13 protein-coding genes and 1 riboswitch are annotated in these 15,414 nt (G+C 66.0%); of the genes, 8 read left to right on the top strand and 5 right to left on the bottom strand.

The genetic code is table 11. The features are described 5' to 3' along the window. Nucleotides 1–172 precede the first annotated feature (172 nt). The 5 genes from AWC25_RS27335 (at nucleotide 173) to metE (ending at nucleotide 5,466) form a co-directional block, all read left to right on the top strand. On the top strand, nucleotides 173–673 hold the full coding sequence (locus AWC25_RS27335; protein ID WP_244899479.1) for a pyridoxal-phosphate dependent enzyme: 501 nt from the start codon (nucleotides 173–175) through the stop codon (nucleotides 671–673). Further along, nucleotides 628–1,461, top strand: coding sequence for a TrpB-like pyridoxal phosphate-dependent enzyme (locus AWC25_RS08740; RefSeq protein ID WP_244899478.1), 834 nt, complete (start codon nucleotides 628–630; stop codon nucleotides 1,459–1,461). Before AWC25_RS27335 ends, AWC25_RS08740 begins: the two co-directional genes overlap by 46 nt. Before the next feature lie 102 nt (nucleotides 1,462–1,563). Further along, nucleotides 1,564–2,124 carry a TetR/AcrR family transcriptional regulator gene (locus tag AWC25_RS08735; RefSeq protein WP_069401327.1) on the top strand — a complete coding sequence of 187 codons (561 nt, stop codon included), beginning with the start codon at nucleotides 1,564–1,566 and terminating at the stop codon, nucleotides 2,122–2,124. Between the two features lie 28 nt (nucleotides 2,125–2,152). After that, complete coding sequence (locus AWC25_RS08730; RefSeq protein ID WP_069401326.1) at nucleotides 2,153–2,794, top strand: SDR family oxidoreductase; 642 nt, start codon at nucleotides 2,153–2,155, stop codon at nucleotides 2,792–2,794. A 49-nt stretch (nucleotides 2,795–2,843) separates the two neighbouring features. Then, nucleotides 2,844–3,026: riboswitch (cobalamin riboswitch) on the top strand. Between the two features lie 160 nt (nucleotides 3,027–3,186). Beyond that, nucleotides 3,187–5,466 carry a 5-methyltetrahydropteroyltriglutamate--homocysteine S-methyltransferase gene (gene metE / locus AWC25_RS08725; RefSeq protein WP_085166645.1) on the top strand — a complete coding sequence of 760 codons (2,280 nt, stop codon included), beginning with the start codon at nucleotides 3,187–3,189 and terminating at the stop codon, nucleotides 5,464–5,466. A 55-nt stretch (nucleotides 5,467–5,521) separates the two neighbouring features. Here the strand turns inward: metE and AWC25_RS08720 are convergent, their stop codons facing one another. Beyond that, nucleotides 5,522–7,306 carry a DUF3556 domain-containing protein gene (locus AWC25_RS08720; protein ID WP_085166644.1) on the bottom strand — a complete coding sequence of 595 codons (1,785 nt, stop codon included), beginning with the start codon at nucleotides 7,304–7,306 and terminating at the stop codon, nucleotides 5,522–5,524. Between the two features lie 121 nt (nucleotides 7,307–7,427). Between AWC25_RS08720 and AWC25_RS08715 the strand changes: the two genes are divergently transcribed. Continuing rightward, entirely contained in the window at nucleotides 7,428–7,646 is a 219-nt protein-coding gene (locus AWC25_RS08715) for a hypothetical protein (RefSeq protein ID WP_069401324.1), read from the top strand. Here the strand turns inward: AWC25_RS08715 and AWC25_RS08710 are convergent. From AWC25_RS08710 to prpD, 3 genes are read right to left on the bottom strand one after another with little or no spacing between them, the layout of a single operon-like run. Beyond that, nucleotides 7,643–8,770, bottom strand: coding sequence for a bifunctional 2-methylcitrate synthase/citrate synthase (locus AWC25_RS08710; RefSeq protein ID WP_085166643.1), 1,128 nt, complete (start codon nucleotides 8,768–8,770; stop codon nucleotides 7,643–7,645). The two genes, AWC25_RS08715 and AWC25_RS08710, sit on opposite strands and share 4 nt — an antisense overlap. After that, nucleotides 8,767–9,624: a methylisocitrate lyase gene (gene prpB, locus AWC25_RS08705; RefSeq protein WP_085166642.1), complete on the bottom strand. Its 858-nt coding sequence runs from the start codon at nucleotides 9,622–9,624 to the stop codon at nucleotides 8,767–8,769. The genes AWC25_RS08710 and prpB overlap by 4 nt, the downstream gene beginning before the upstream one ends. Further along, the gene (gene prpD, locus AWC25_RS08700) at nucleotides 9,621–11,126 is read right to left on the bottom strand and encodes a 2-methylcitrate dehydratase PrpD (protein ID WP_085166641.1); all 1,506 of its coding nucleotides are present in this window, start codon (nucleotides 11,124–11,126) and stop codon (nucleotides 9,621–9,623) included. The genes prpB and prpD overlap by 4 nt, the downstream gene beginning before the upstream one ends. 119 nt (nucleotides 11,127–11,245) lie before the next feature. Here prpD and AWC25_RS08695 point away from each other — a divergent pair, with 119 nt between their 5' ends. Both AWC25_RS08695 and AWC25_RS08690 read left to right on the top strand, forming a co-directional pair. Next, nucleotides 11,246–12,670 carry a short-chain fatty acyl-CoA regulator family protein gene (locus AWC25_RS08695; protein ID WP_069401373.1) on the top strand — a complete coding sequence of 475 codons (1,425 nt, stop codon included), beginning with the start codon at nucleotides 11,246–11,248 and terminating at the stop codon, nucleotides 12,668–12,670. Between the two features lie 143 nt (nucleotides 12,671–12,813). Beyond that, a complete protein-coding gene (locus AWC25_RS08690; protein WP_069401320.1) occupies nucleotides 12,814–14,178 on the top strand; it encodes a flavin monoamine oxidase family protein in 1,365 nt (454 codons plus the stop codon). On the opposite strand, the gene AWC25_RS08685 is transcribed toward AWC25_RS08690, so the two are convergent. Then, nucleotides 14,175–15,164 carry an IS481 family transposase gene (locus AWC25_RS08685; RefSeq protein ID WP_085166640.1) on the bottom strand — a complete coding sequence of 330 codons (990 nt, stop codon included), beginning with the start codon at nucleotides 15,162–15,164 and terminating at the stop codon, nucleotides 14,175–14,177. The genes AWC25_RS08690 and AWC25_RS08685 overlap by 4 nt on opposite strands. Between the last annotated feature and the right edge of the window lie 250 nt (nucleotides 15,165–15,414).

Here is a 15,414-nt window from a genome sequence, read left to right as displayed (position 1 = left end):
ACGCACCCGACACGCCGCGCAGCTCACGTTGGTTAACGGCCCGGCGTCGAGACCGGTCCGCACCACGTTGCGGAATACGTTCGGTCCGGTTGGTGATCCGTCGAGTGATTCCAAGCCCCGACCAGCTGCGCTCTCACGCATTCACTCGAGAGGAGACAACTCGTTGCGTTATGTGTTGAAACCTGAACAGATGCCCTCCGCATGGTTCAATGTCCTGCCCTGCCTGCCTGCGCCGCTCGCAGCACCGCGGCATCCGATCCTCGAACGTGAAGTCGACCCCGCGGATCTCGCTGAGTTGTTTCCCGCCGCCCTGATCGACCAAGAGATGTCCGCCGAAAGCTGGATAGACATACCGGGTCCGGTACTCGACATCTTAAGGCTATGGCGTCCAACACCATTGGTGCGAGCCAGACACCTCGAACGGTGTCTGGACACGCCGGCCCGGATCTACTTCAAGGACGAGTCGGTATCGCCCACCGGCTCGCACAAGTCGAATACTGCCGTCGCCCAGGCCTACTACAACAAGGCGGAAGGCATTCGGCAGATCACCACCGAGACCGGTGCCGGGCAGTGGGGCAGCGCCCTGTCGATGGCGTGCCAAATGCTCGGCTTGGATTGTACGTCTTCATGGTCGCCGCATCACACCGGCAGAAGCCGTACCGCCGCATCCTGATGGAGACATGGGGCGCCGAGGTGATTGCAAGTCCGTCGGCAACCAAGGACGCAGGACGCGCGGTCAGGCAAGAGCATCCGGACAGCCCCGGTTCCCTGGGGATCGCGATCAGTGAAGCCGTCGAAGAGGCGTTACTACATTCGGATACGCACTATGCGCTCGGATCCGTGCTGAACCACGTGCTGTTGCACCAGACGGTCATTGGGCTGGAGGCCAAGCAGCAACTGCAGCTCGCGGGTGAGACGGATCCGGATGTCATCATCGCGGCGTGCGGCGGGGGTTCGAATTTCGCCGGCCTCGCCCTACCGTTTCTGCAACCGCACGCGCGCGAAGCGAACAGGCCTCGCCTAATAGCGGTCGAACCGCAGTCCTGTCCGTCGCTGACAGAAGGCATGTTGCGCTACGACTCCGGTGACATCGCCGGTCTCACGCCGCGACTGTGGATGTACACGATCGGACGTGACTTCATTCCGCCGGCCACCCACGCCGGAGGCTTGCGCTACCACGGTGCCGCGCCAATCGTGTCCAATCTTGTGCAACACCATTGGATTGAAGCGGTTGCCTACCCGCAAGCCTCCGTCCTCGAGGCGGCCGTGCGGTTCGCACGCGCCGAAGGCATGATCCCGGCACCAGAGACCGCGCATGCTATTCGGGGCGTAATCGACACCGCGCTGGCCGCGCGACGTACGCAGCAGCAGACCCTCATCCTGTTCAACTATTCCGGCCATGGCCTACTCGACTTGGCCGCCTACGACGACTACTTTCACGACCGTCTGCCCGACGAATGATGGCACGCCGCCGGCAAGCATGACGGTCGAACCGGAATGGTCTCCACTTATGCTCGACACGGCAGCGCAGCGACTTCCGGTGAGCAGAGGAGGTGCCGACCCGTGGCGGACGAGGCCGACACGCGCATCCGCGCCGACGCCCTGCGTAACCGAGAGCACATCATTCAAGTGGCGCACGACGCCTTCACCGAGTCGGGAGCGACCTCGCTCAACGAGATCGCCAAACGCGCAGGCGTCGGTGCGGGAACCCTTTACCGCCACTTCCCCACCCGCGAAGCGTTGGTCCTCGCGGTATACCGGCACGACGTCCAGCGACTCGTGGGATCGGTCCCCAAACTGCTGCAGACCCGCGCGCCATTAGAAGCGTTCCGCGTGTGGTTCCTCAAACTCGCCGACTATGTCCGCCTCAAACACGGTCTGGGCGACGCCCTCAACAGTGCGGCACTACAGCATGCGATCGACGAAACATACGCACCCGTCGTCACCGCGGTCGGTCAGCTGCTCGATGCCTGCAAGACCGACGGCTCGCTGCGGCCGGATCTCGACCCCGCTGATGTCCTGCTGCTGATGAGCTTTCTGTGGCGGCTGGCCGAAGGCACCGAGGGGAAGCGGCAAGCCAAACGAATTATGGAGCTCGCCATCGACGGCCTGCGCGCTAGTTGAGCTGCCCGGGCCGCGTAACGTCGGTGGCATGGCACGCATTGTCATCTTCGGCGGGCACGGCAAGGTCGCACTGCAGCTGGCCCGCATCCTGACCGAGCGTGACGACCAGGTGACCTCGGTCTTCCGCAATCCCGACCACTCCGACGACGTCGCCGTCACCGGTGCGCAACCGGTGGTGGGTGACATCGAGCGGCTGGACACCGACGCGCTGGCCGACCTGGTGGCCGGGCACGACGCGGTTGTCTTCTCGGCCGGCGCCGGTGGCGGCAACCCGGCGCGCACCTACGCCGTCGACCGGGACGCCGCGATCCGGGTGATCGATGCCGCCGCCCAGGCGGGCGTCCCGCGGTTTGTCATGGTGTCCTACTTCGGTGCCGGCCTGGATCATGGCGTACCGCAAGAGAATTCGTTCTTCCCCTACGCCGAGGCCAAGGCCGCAGCCGACGCTCACCTGCGCGACAGCAACCTGGACTGGACGATTTTGGGTCCCGGCCGGCTGACGCTGCAACCGCCGACGGGCAAGATCACGCTCAGCGAAGGTAAGGGTGAGGTGTCCCGCGCCGATGTCGCGCTGGTTGCCGCCGCCGCGCTGGCCGACGACACGACGATCCGGCGGACCATCGAATTCAACAACGGCGACATCCCGATCGCGCAGGCGCTGGCGGGCTGACTAAGCTGCATCTCGCAGCTGGTCTGCACGCGCCGCACCCGCGGCGTGGGCATCGAGCGAAGCGAGCGCTAGTCAAGCTTCGTGAGAGGGAACCCGGTGAGAATCCGGGACTGTCCCGCAACGGTATGCAGGAACGACCGCCGTCACACGCACTGGTCAGGATGACTGGGAAGCGACGGCCAGTAGGAGCACCACGGGTGCGCGCCTGCGAGTCCGGAGACCTGCCAGTTGTGCCGGGCGCGCCGCGCCCGGCGGCTCATCGCCTCGAGGAATGGGCGTTTGCTGCATCGGTTGGCGGGTTAGTACCTCTGCGAAGATAGGGTGCGTTCCGCTACCGGATCAGCTGCACGTCCGCCGGCGGTGACCACCACGCCGATCGAAGGACGAATATCGTGACCGCTCAAGCATTCACCGCCACGGTCGTCGGCTCCCCGCGCATTGGGCCGAAACGCGAACTCAAACGCGCGACCGAAGGGTATTGGGCCGGACGCACCAGTCGGGCCGACCTGGAAAACGTGGCCGCGACGCTGCGCCGCGACACCTGGAAGGGGCTGGCCGACGCCGGCCTCGACTCGGTGCCGGTCAACACATTCTCCTATTACGACCAGGTACTCGACACCGCGGTCATGCTGGGCGCGTTGCCGGCCCGGGCCGCGCAGGTGTCCGACGATCTGGATCGCTACTTTGCCGCCGCGCGCGGCAACCAAGACGTCGCGCCGCTGGAAATGACCAAATGGTTCGACACCAACTACCACTACATCGTTCCCGAGATCGAACCGGCGACGAAGTTCGCGTTGCACCCCGACAAGGTGCTCTCCGAACTGAAAGAGGCTCAGGGGCTTGGGATTCCGGCACGTCCGGTCGTGATCGGGCCGATCACGTTCCTGTTGCTGAGCAAGGCAGTCAACAGTGTCCATGGGGGCGGCGCGCCGATCGAACGCCTGCAGGAGCTGGTGGGGACCTATTCCGAGCTGCTGAGCCTGCTGGCCGACAACGGTGCGCAGTGGGTGCAGATCGACGAGCCGGCCCTGGTCACCGATATGTCACCCGAGGCGCCGGCGCTGGCCGAGGCCGTCTACAACGCGCTGGGAAAGGTGAACAACCGGCCCGCCATCTACGTCGCCACCTACTTCGGCGATCCAGGCGAGTCGTTGGGGGCGCTGGCCCGCACCCCCGTCGAGGCGATCGGTGTCGACCTGGTCTACGGAGCGCAGACCGCGGTCGCGGGGATACCCGAGCTCGCCGGCAAGACGCTGGTGGCCGGTGTCGTCGACGGGCGCAACATCTGGCGTACCGATCTGCAGGCGGCGCTGACAAAGCTGACGGCACTGCAGGATTCGGTTGCCGCGGTTGCGGTGTCGACGTCGTGCTCGACGCTGCATGTGCCGTACTCGCTGCAGCCGGAGACCGGGCTCGACGACGCGCTGCGCAGCTGGCTGGCGTTCGGCCAGGAGAAGGTCGGCGAGGTGGTGACGCTGGCCCGGGCGCTGTACGAGGGCCGCGAGGTGGTGGCCGACGAGATCGCGGCCTCCAATGCGGCGGTCGCCGCGCGCAGAAAGGACCCGCGGCTGCACAACGAGGAGCTGCGGGCCCGCATCGGCACCATCCTCGCCTCGGGCACGCACCGCGGCAACGCGGCCCGGCGCCGCGCCAGCCAGGACGAGCGACTGCACCTGCCGCCGCTGCCCACCACCACCATCGGGTCCTTCCCACAAACCGTCGAGATCCGCAAAGCCCGCGCCGCTCTGGTCGCCGGCGACATCGACCAAACCGAGTACGACCGCAGGATGCAGCAGGAGATCGCCGACGTGGTCAGGCTGCAAGAGGAGCTCGGCCTGGACGTGCTGGTGCACGGGGAACCCGAACGCAACGACATGGTGCAGTACTTCGCCGAGCAGTTGGACGGCTTCTTCGCGACCAAGAACGGCTGGGTGCAGTCCTACGGCACCCGTTGCGTGCGCCCGCCGGTGCTGTACGGCGACGTGATTCGCACGCATCCGATGACGGTGCGGTGGGCCCAGTACGCGCAGTCGCTGACCGACAAGCCGGTGAAGGGCATGCTGACCGGACCGGTGACGATCTTGGCGTGGTCGTTCGTCCGCGACGACCAGCCCCTGGCGGACACCGCGCATCAGGTGGCCCTGGCGATTCGTGACGAGACGGTGGATTTGGAGGCCGCCGGCATCGCGGTCATCCAGGTCGATGAGCCGGCGCTGCGCGAATTGCTACCGCTGCGTCGGGCCGACCAGGAAAAGTATTTGCGTTGGGCCGTCGGGTCTTTCCGGTTGGCCACCTCCGGCGTCGCGGACGCCACACAAATCCACACGCACCTGTGCTACTCGGAATTCGGCGAGGTGATCGGCGCGATTGCCGACCTGGATGCCGATGTGACGTCCATCGAGGCGGCCCGCTCGCACATGGAGGTGCTGGACGATCTGAACGCGGTCGGCTTCGCCAACAGCGTGGGTCCGGGTGTCTATGACATTCACTCCCCGCGGGTGCCCAGCACCGCGGAGATGGCCGACTCGTTGCGCGCCGCGCTGCGGGCGGTGCCCGCCGAACGGCTGTGGGTCAACCCCGACTGCGGGCTGAAGACCCGCAACACCGACGAGGTGACGGCGTCGCTGCACAACATGGTCGCCGCGGCGCAGGAGGTCCGCGCGGGGGTCTAGGTTGCGCCGAGCCTAGCGCCAGGTCTTATTCGGGCGGACTTACCCCGTGCTGGCGTTACGCTCGCGGCTGGTCCTCGGGCTGGGGCTCGGGCTCGTCCTCGGGCTTGGGCTCGGGCTGGGGCTGGGACAGCACCTGGACCGGCACGTCGTCGGCCCACGGCTGCCGGGTGACCATGTCGGCGACCTTGACGACGCCGCGCTCGAATTCGCCCGTCGCGGCGTCCACCAGCCGGTAGGTCTGGGTCTGCTTGTGGATCGGTTGCGCGTCGAGCAACACCACCCGCACCTCGCCCGGCAGAAAGCCGCAGCGCTGCTGCATCGCCGCGATCAGCTGCTCGTTGTGCAGGTGGCCGTCACCGAAGTTCCATCCGACGGCGGTGCTGCAGATTCGCTCTCCGTCGGTGATGACGTAATCGTCCTCGTTCTGCCCGGCCATCGCCCGATGCGCCAGCGTGAACAGCGCCCGGCCGTGCGTGTTCATGGCACGGAACGCATATCCGAGATACATCGGGATCTGCGCGCGTTCCTTGCCGTAGACCTTTTCCAGCTGCGCCGCGGGCATGCTGGCGATCGAGACGATGTTGTGGTTGATCTTTTTGTCCGCGGACGGCTTGATGCACCACAGCGAGGTATCCCAGTTGCCGGCGTAATAGCGCATGCCGGGCAGAAACGAGATCTTGCGCGGAAACAGGTTGCCCAGAATCACGATCCCGGCGAGGAACGCGATGAAAATCGCCACCGGCACAGGGTGTTTCAGCTCCGCCAGCCCGGTGTGCGCGTGGCCGACGAACAGCGCGAACACCCCGAAGATCATGAACACGTTCCACTCCAGCGGCACGCCCATCGGGATGGCCGTCAGGATGCCCAGGTGGAAGATCACCATGAGGGTCGCGGCAACCGCCGTCGGCCAGCCTCCGTGCGCGACGAATAACGCGATGGGCACCCACATTTCGACGAAGGTGCTGACATGGGCGAACAACCGCGACAACCGTCCCGGCCGCAGATCGTCGGGAAACTTCTCGAAGAACAGGCGCTTGATGAACCGGGGGCGAAAGACGGGGTTGTTGGACATCATCGTCGACATCACGAACGGAAAGTGTTTATTCAGTTTGGATGTCGCCGCACCAATCCAGATGACCAGAAACACCAGCTTGGCCGCGATGACCGTGTCGACCCCGCCGAACAGGAACGTCACCGCCAGCGACGCGTACACCTCCCCCCGGGCGGCCAGGAAGATCACCTTGTCCCGCAACCCGAGCAGCCCGAGCACGACCAGGATCAGCACGATCCGCCAGGTGGGGATCAACCCGACTTCGGTCCCCAGCTCGGGCACCGGGCCGGTGCCGTCGGCGAACAGCGTCAGGAAGAGCAACAACAGCAGCAGCCCGTAGAGCGCGCAGTCGAGCAGGGTGCGGGCGGTGCCCCTGGTCCCCGGCACGCGATTAGGCCACGGCGGCAACCGGATGGTGTCCGGCCGCAGCCAATACAGGATCGAACCCAGCGGCGGGCTGATCCGGTTGTTCAGCGGCCCGAAGCCGCACCCCAGCCCGACCACCTCGAACAGCATCGTGTACAGCACCACCTTCTCGAGCACGATCGGCTCGCAGTACCACGACGTGACGTGGGTGAAGGCCAGGCCGCGGGTGGTCGCTACGGCCAACACCCAGGCGAACAGGATGTAGAGCAGAACCTTGCCGACGTAGAACAGGTGCAGCACGACCGGCGTTCCGAAGCCGACCTCCGCCCAGTGCCGAGCCATCGGCCGGATTTTTTCGCTGCGGGACAGCTTGCTCCACTCGTCGATGTCGACTTGCGGCAGTTCGGGTTGGAGGAATCCCATGGTTCCACAGACTAGAACGCGTTCTAGGGCAACGCCGCCAGGATCCCAATTGACATCCTTTGCTCGCAGTTCCCCGGCCGGATAGCGTGATCTTTCGGTACCTGCTTGAGGAGACGTCACCATGAGCAGACGCTGGCCCCTCGGCTGCGCCGTCGCGCTGACCGTGGCCGCCGGCTGGCTGGGCGCCGCAATCGCGTATGGCGATACTCCGGGGCCGGGCGACTCCTGCACCATCCTGCATGCCACCGCCCAGGACGCCAACGGCCGGACCCTGTGGTGCAACCCGACCATGACCGGCGACCACAGCCTGGTCTGGCAGTACGGCGGACCCGCGGACTAGCTGATGCGGCGGGGCGTCAGCTTCCGCTGCGCACGTCCGGAATAGGCACTCAGCGGCCGGATCAACGCGTTCGATGCCGCTTGCTCCATGATGTGGGCGGTCCACCCGGTGATCCGGCTCATCACAAAAATCGGGGTGAAGCAGGCGATGTCGAATCCCATCAGGTGGTAGGCCGGACCGGTCGGAAAGTCCAGATTGGGCTTGATGGCGGTGGCCGCGAACATCTCGGCTTCCAGGATGTTGTACATGTCCAGCCAGCGCTGGCCGTCGCGGACGGCGGCGACGCGGGTCAGCGCGGCCTTCATCGTGGGCACGCGGGAGTCACCGTTCTTGTAGACCCGATGCCCGAATCCCATGACCTTCTCTTTGCGAGCAAGCTTGCCGCGCAACCAGTCCCGCGCGTTGAGCGGGTCGCCGATCTCGATCATGTCGCGCATCACCGCCTCGTTGGCACCGCCGTGCAGCGTGCCCTTGAGCGCGCCGACGGCGGCGGTGACGGCGCTGTAGATGTCGGACTGCGTCGAGGTCACCACCCGCGCGGCGAAGGTTGACGCGTTGAACCCGTGTTCGGCGTACAGGATCATCGATTGTTCGAAGGCCGAGACCACCTCGGGTTCGGGCACCTCGCCGAAGCACATCCGCAGAAAATTCTCGGCGTATCCCAGGCTGCTGTCCGGCGGGATCGGTTCGAGACCGCGCCGCCGGCGCATGTCGATGGCGACGATGGTGGGCAGCACCGCGAGCAGGCGCAGCGATGTGGCACGATTCGCGGCGTCGACGTCCTCGTCGGGATCCTCGGCCCCCAGGAAGCTGATCGCCGTGCGAACCACGTCCATCGAGTGGCAGTTGTCCGGAAGCTTGGTGAGCAGCGAGAGCATCGACCGGTCCACCCGTCGGCTCGCCCGCTCGCGCTGACTGAACAGGGCGAGTTCGGAATCGGTCGGTAGCTCACCGCGCCAGAGCAGAAACGCGACCTGCTCGAAGTTGCAGTGGGCGGCCAGGTCCTGTACCGGATATCCGCGATAGGTCAGCGAATTGGTCTCCGGCACCACCTTCGAAATGGCGGTGGTGTCCACCACCACCCCGGCCAGCCCCTTGCGGATTTCAGTGGTCGGTGCGGTCATGGTGTTGCCTCCCAGGCGTCGTAGCCGAGCAGCTCGTAGAGCCGGCTGCGCTGCTGCATCCGATCGAGAAGACCGAATTGTGTTCCTGTCGTGTTGATTTCGCGTAGGCCGGCCTCGACGGCGAACATGGCCAGCCGCAACGTGGTGACCGGGTAGATCACGACGTTGTAGCCGAGGTCGGCGAGTTGGCGCGCGCTCAGCAACGGCGACTTACCGAACTCGGTCATGTTGGCCAGCAGCGGAATGTCGATGGCGGCCCGGAACGCCTCGAAATCGGCCACCGCCCTGAGGGCTTCGGTGAAAATCATGTCCGCCCCGGCGTCGGCGTAGGCGCGAGCACGGTCGATCGCGGCGGGCAGCCCTTCGATTCCGGCGGCATCGGTGCGGGCGCAGATCACGAAATCCGGGTCGCGGCGGGCGGACACCGCCGCGCGTAACCGTTGCACCATCTCGGCGGCCGAAACGACGGCCTTGCCGTCGAGATGGCCGCACCGCTTCGGGTTGACCTGGTCCTCGAGATGACAGCCGGCCAACCCGGCGTCTTCCAGCACCGTCACCGTGCGTGCCGCGTTGACCGGTGCCCCGAATCCCGTGTCCGCGTCGATCAGCGTCGGCAGCTCCGTCGCGGCGGCGATCCGTGCGCCCCGGTCGGCCACCTCGGTCAGCGTCGTCAGCCCGATGTCGGGCAATCCGAGGTCGGCGGACAGCGCGGCACCGGACACATAGACGCCCTCGAAGCCCGCCCGCGCGACGGACTTGGCCACCAGCGGCGAGAACGCGCCCGGAAAGCGCTGCAGGCAACCGGAATTCAGGCCGGCGCGCAGCCTCGCCCGCTTGTCGGCCGCGCCGGTCATCCGAAGATCCCGGACGGGATCACCGGCGCCTTGTCCAGCACCCGCGGATCGACCAAGACGTTCAGCTCCCCGAGGGTGCCGCCCTCGAGGTCGGCGAGGACGTCGACGGCACCCAGGAACCGTTGCTGCTCGGCGGGTTCCACGATGTCCGCGGCGAGCTCGGTGAACTTGCGCACGTATTGGTCGCGGGCGAACGGACGCGCTCCCAACGGATGCGCATCGGCCACCGCCAGTTGCTCGGAGATCACCTCGCCACTTTTGAGCGTCACCTCCGCGCGCGCCCCGAATGCCTGCTCGGCCGGGTCATTCGAGTGGTAGCGACGGGTCCATTCCGGATCCTCGACGGTGCAGATCTTCCGCCACAATTCGATGGTGTCTTTCCGGTGCGCCCGCTCGGGGGCATACGATCGCTCGTGGTGCCAACAGCCGTCCTGCAGCGCGACCGCGAAGATGTACGGCAGCGAATGATCCAGGGTCTCCCGGGAGGCGTCGGGGTCGAACTTCTGCGGATCACCCGACCCCGTGCCTATCACCACGTGGGTGTGGTGGCTGGTGTGCAGCACGATCGTGGCGATCTGCTTTAGATCACCGATCCGACCGCGCAACCGCCGCGCCAGGTCGATCGGCGCCTGGCTTTGATATTCGGCCGAATGCTCCTTGGTGTAGCTGTCCAGGATGGCGCGCTTGGGTTCGCCGGGCGCCGGCAACGGCACCCGGTAGGTGCGATCCGGCCCGCCGAGGAGCCAGGCGATGACGCCGTCCTCGCCCTCCCAAATCGGCGCCGGCGCACCCTCGCCGCGCATCGCGCGGTCGACGGCCTCGATCGCGACCTTGCCTGCGAAAGCGGGTGCGAACGCCTTCCAACTCGAGATCAGGCCCTTGCGGGATTGGCGGGTGCTGGTGGTCAGGTGCAGGGCCTGCCCGACGGCCTGGTAAATGGTGTCCGCGTCCAGCCCCAGCATCGTCCCCAGGCCGGCGGCCACCGACGGGCCCAGGTGGGCGACGTGGTCGATCTTGTGCTCGTGCAGGCAGATTCCCTTAGCCAAATCGATGTGGATCTCGTATGCCGTGGCGAGGCCGCGGATCAGTTGGGCGCCCGGTATCTGAAGGTGCTGGGCGACCGCGACGAGCGGCGGGATGTTGTCGCCGGGGTGCGCGTACTCCGCCGCCAAAAACGTGTCGTGGTAATCGAGTTCGCGCACCGCGACACCGTTGGCCCAGGCCGCCCACTCCGCCGAATAGCACCCGGGCACCCCGAAAACCCGCGCGCCCCGCGGTACCGGATGCGCCAGCGCCTGCGCACGAGCCGTGGTGACGGGCCGCCGAGTCACCGCCGCGGCACTCACGGCGGCGTTGTCGATGATCCGGTTGCGCACCATCTCCGCGGTGTCGGGATCGATCGGGACCGGGTCGGTGGCGACCTCGGCGATCTTGGCGGCCAGCTGCTCACTGCGGGGGAAGTCGTCGGCGCTGCGCCGGGTCCGAACCTCGATGATGCGCATAACACGCACGGTACGCAGCGCCGACAATGGGATAAATGCCCTAAACACGCGTAATTTTGTGTCCTCATCCGGGCAGGTTTGCGGATCTTGTGAAAGTCGCCGGGCGTACGGTAGTGCAGGTGGCGAAGACGTTCGCCGGGGCACGGCTACGACGACTGCGTGAGGAGCATGGGCTCACGCAAGTCGCCCTCGCGCGCGCCCTGAACCTGTCCACCAGTTACGTCAATCAGCTGGAGAACGATCAGCGCCCGATCACCGTGCCGGTGCTGCTGTCACTCACGGAGCGCTTCGACCTGCCGACCCAGTACTTCGCACCGGATTCCGACGCCCGGCTGGTTGCGGACCTACGCGAGATCTTCGCCGACGGGCCCGCGACCACGGGACAGATCGAGGAACTCGTCGCCAGAATGCCCGAGATCGGCCAAACGCTGGTCAACCTGCACCGGCGGCTGCACGACGCCACGGCCGATCTCGAGGCACTGCACGACCGGGCCAACGCCGACATCAACGCGCCGCCGCCCCGACCGATGCCCTTCGAGGAGGTCCGTGACTTTTTCTACGACCGCAAGAACTACGTCGGCGAGCTGGATCTGGCGGCCGAAGCGATGTTCGACGAGAGCCGCCTGCGGACGGGTGGACTGGATCGCCAGCTGGCCGACCTGCTCGACGGGCGCCTCGGCGTGCGGGTGCTGATCGACGACGGGAATATGTTGTCCGCCAATGCAAAACGTGTTTTCGACGCCGAGTCCAAGACGCTGCACTTGGCCCGCTGGCTGCATGCCGGCCAACGTGCGTTTCAGTTGGCAACCCAAATCGCGCTGCTCACCCAGGCCGAGCTGATCAACGGCATCCTTGCCGGCGACGATCAGCTCAGCGACGAGGCGCGCGCCGTGGCGCGAATCGGGCTGGCCAACTATTTCGCCGGTGCCCTGTTGTTGCCCTACCGGAGCTTCCTGGCGACCGCCGAGACCGCGCGCTACGACATCGACTATTTGGCAAGGCATTTCGAGGTCGGATTTGAAACCGTCTGCCATCGACTGTCCACTTTGCAGCGTCCCGGCACGCGCGGCATCCCGTTCATCTTCGTCCGCGCCGACAGCGCCGGAAATATTTCTAAACGTCAGTCCGCCACCGCATTTCACTTCTCCCGAGTCGGTGGCAACTGCCCGCTGTGGGTGGTCCACCATGCTTTCTCCCGACCCGGCCAGTTCCTCACCCAGATCGCTCAAATGCCGGACGGGCGAACGTATTTCTGGGTCGCGCGGACCACGACGACCCAGGCCGGTCGCTATCTGGGACCGGCCAAGAGCTTTGCCATCGGACTGGGCTGCGACATCGCCCACGCCGAAAAGTTGATCTACTCGGCGGGAATCGACGTGCACGACGCGGAGGCCATTGTGCCGATCGGTGCCGGCTGCAAGATCTGCGATCGCCCGGCCTGCCGGCAGCGCGCCTTTCCGTATCTGGGCTGTGCGGTGCGGCTGGACCCGCATTCCAGTACCGATCTGCCCTACCCGCCCGCCATCGGCCCAGAGCAGCGGTGAAAACCACGGTGCCCCAACGGTTTTAATCTGCAGGACGGTCAACAGCGGCAGGTGTTGGTCATCAAATCCGGCCGAACCGGTGTTACCACCACGTATTCGGAGTAGTTTGCTGTTGGAACACACCTGCAGACGAGGAGCCCGTCATGGCGGACGTCGATTATTGCGTGGTCGGCGCGGGTTTCGCGGGCTTGACGGCCGCCTACCGGTTGCACCGGGCCGGGCACTCGGTGGCCTTGCTGGAAGCGCGCGACCGAGTGGGTGGTCGCACGTTTACCGTCACCCGCGACGACGGGGTGTGGATCGATCGTGGCGGTGCCTGGATCGGGCCCGGCCAGGACCGGATCTATGCGCTGATGAGCGAGTTCGGCATCCCGGAGTACAAGCAGCACAACGACGGCGACGCGATGATGGTGGTCGGCGGCAAGAAGCACCGCTACGGCGGCAGCATCCCGTGGACCGTGAGCCCGTGGGTGGTCGCCAACCTCGCCATGGGACTGGCCGCCATCGACAAAATGTGCAAGGCGATCCCGCGCGAAGCCCCGTGGGAAGCGAAGAAGGCACAGCAGTGGGACCGCATCAGCATCGGGCAATGGATCGAAAAGAATTCGATGTCCAAGGAAGCCGCCGAGATGCTGGACATGGCCTTCGCCGGCCTCTACACCTCGGCGGCATCGGAGACGTCGTTGCTGTGGGGACTGCTGCAAACCGCCTCCGCCGGCGGGCTCACCTTCGCAATCTCGGGCAAGGGCGGCTCTCAGGATGCCCGCCCGGTCGGCGGCATGGGCGCCATTCACCGCCCGATGGCGGCCGCACTCGGCGACTCGCTGCACCTGTCGCAGCCGGTGCGGCACATCGACCAGGACGCCGACGGGGTGACGGTCAGCGCGGCCGGCCTGACGGTGCGGGCACGTCGGGCCATCGTGGCGATCCCGCTGGCGATCGCCACCTCGATCCAGTACGAGCCGCTACTGCCGGTCGATCGCGCATTTCTGCACCAGCGCATGCCGAGCGGCGCCGTCATCAAGACGTCGATCTGCTACGACGAGCCGTTCTGGCGTGCCGACGGATTGTCCGGCCAGTCCGCGGCGCCGAACTCCCCCGCCACCCTGACCATCGATGCCTGCACCGACACCGGGAACCCGGGCATCATGTGCGTCATCAGCGAGGGCCCTGCGGCACGCCGGCTGACCCGGCTCGACGAGGCCGAGCGCAGGGCACTGGTGATGGGCGAACTCGTGGACCGGTTCGGTAGCAAAGCCAAGGCAGCGCGCGAATTCCACGAGCAGAACTGGACGGTGGATCGCTATTCCGGCGGCGGAATGATCGGGCACACTCCCACGGGTGTGCTGACCGAATACGGCTACACGTTGCGCGAGCCATGCGGCCGCATCCACTGGGCGGGCACCGAAAGCTCGGCCGTCATGTGCGGATGGATCGACGGCGCCGTCCGGTCCGGGGAGCGCGCGGCGGCCGAGGCGATCGCGGCCGAAGCCGTGGCGGTGGCCTAGCTGTACTGACCTGAGAGGTTGAGTACGCGGCTGGCAGGTGGTTGTCCGCCGAGTGCGGTGTGGCCGCGGTGGTGATTGTAGGTGTGCAGCCACCGGTTGAATTCTTCGCATCGTTCGGTATCGCTGCGGTAGAGCCGGGCGTATGCCCACTCGTCGGCCAGGGTGCGGTGAAATCTCTCCACCTTGCCGTTGGTCTGCGGGCGGTAGGGTCGGGTCCGGCGGTGTTTGATGTTGCCGAGGGCGTCGCCGAAGGCGTGGGATCGGTAGCAAGATCCGTTGTCGGTCAAGACATGTCGCACTGAAAAGCCGCATTCGTTGAACCACGCGTTGGCGCGACACCAGAACGCCGCCGCGGTTTCCTTGCGCTTGTCGGCCAGCAGCTCGCTGTAGGCCAGTCTCGAGTGGGCGTCGATCGCGGTGTGAAGAAAGTGATATCCGCGCACTGGATTGTGGCACTTGCTGATCTGCCCTGAACTCTTGTCGGCTTGGCTGTTGCGTTTGCCGGCGGTTCTGCCCAGCATCCGCCAGCCGCCCCCGGCGGGAATCGTGCCCAGTTTCTTGACATCGACGTGCACCAGATCACCACAGGCCGCCGATTCCATCCGCCGGATCACCCGTCCCGTGGGGCGATCGAGCCAACGCAATTTGGCCAGGCCATACCGAGTCAGCACCCGATGCACAGTCGAGGGATGCAACCCCAGCAGATAACCGATCCGCGCTGGCCCCCAGCGCCGGATCACCCGGACGTTGATGATGCGCCGTTCCACGCGTGCGGGTGTCCTGTTGGGGCTGCGGTGGGGCCGTGAGCTGCGATCGGCCATGCCGGCTCGACCGAGTTCACGGTAGCGCCCGGCCCAGCGAGCAGCGGTGCCAACCGAGACCTGGAACCGCTCGGCAGCCCGGCGTAGCGGCCAGCCGTCCTCAACGATGCAACGCGCAAGACGCAGACGCCCGGTTTCCGACAAAGGGGCATTACGGTGAGACACGAAGACCTCCGAAGTGAGTTGGTGTGTTCCTCGACAGCTCGCACTTCACTCGGAGGTCTTCGTTATGTCACCACGCCACGCCGTCTCTAACTTTCGTGGTCAGTACACCTAGCCCATGTAGCGTTGAAATCACTTGTGCCACTTTAGTTTCAACTGTAACGGCATGGCCTTTTGTGTCGGTGGTCCGCGTTATCATTCGAACATGCGTTCGACAGATCGCGAGGGTATCCAGGCGGACTTTGACGCGTTG

The sequence above is a fragment of the Mycobacterium sherrisii genome, from assembly GCF_002102355.1.
GTDB lineage: Bacteria > Actinomycetota > Actinomycetes > Mycobacteriales > Mycobacteriaceae > Mycobacterium > Mycobacterium sherrisii.
This window is presented reverse-complemented; position numbering and strand designations above follow the sequence as displayed.

Excerpts from the sequence above, each read along its gene's own strand:
- AWC25_RS08740 (WP_244899478.1), top strand. The coding sequence starts at position 628 with ATGGTCGCCGCATCACACCGGCAGAAGCCGTACCGCCGCATCCTGATG.
- AWC25_RS08730 (WP_069401326.1), top strand. The coding sequence starts at position 2,153 with ATGGCACGCATTGTCATCTTCGGCGGGCACGGCAAGGTCGCACTGCAG.
- AWC25_RS08720 (WP_085166644.1), bottom strand. The coding sequence starts at position 7,306 with ATGGGATTCCTCCAACCCGAACTGCCGCAAGTCGACATCGACGAGTGG.
- AWC25_RS08715 (WP_069401324.1), top strand. The coding sequence starts at position 7,428 with ATGAGCAGACGCTGGCCCCTCGGCTGCGCCGTCGCGCTGACCGTGGCC.
- AWC25_RS08710 (WP_085166643.1), bottom strand. The coding sequence starts at position 8,770 with ATGACCGCACCGACCACTGAAATCCGCAAGGGGCTGGCCGGGGTGGTG.
- prpB (WP_085166642.1), bottom strand. The coding sequence starts at position 9,624 with ATGACCGGCGCGGCCGACAAGCGGGCGAGGCTGCGCGCCGGCCTGAAT.
- prpD (WP_085166641.1), bottom strand. The coding sequence starts at position 11,126 with ATGCGCATCATCGAGGTTCGGACCCGGCGCAGCGCCGACGACTTCCCC.
- AWC25_RS08690 (WP_069401320.1), top strand. The coding sequence starts at position 12,814 with ATGGCGGACGTCGATTATTGCGTGGTCGGCGCGGGTTTCGCGGGCTTG.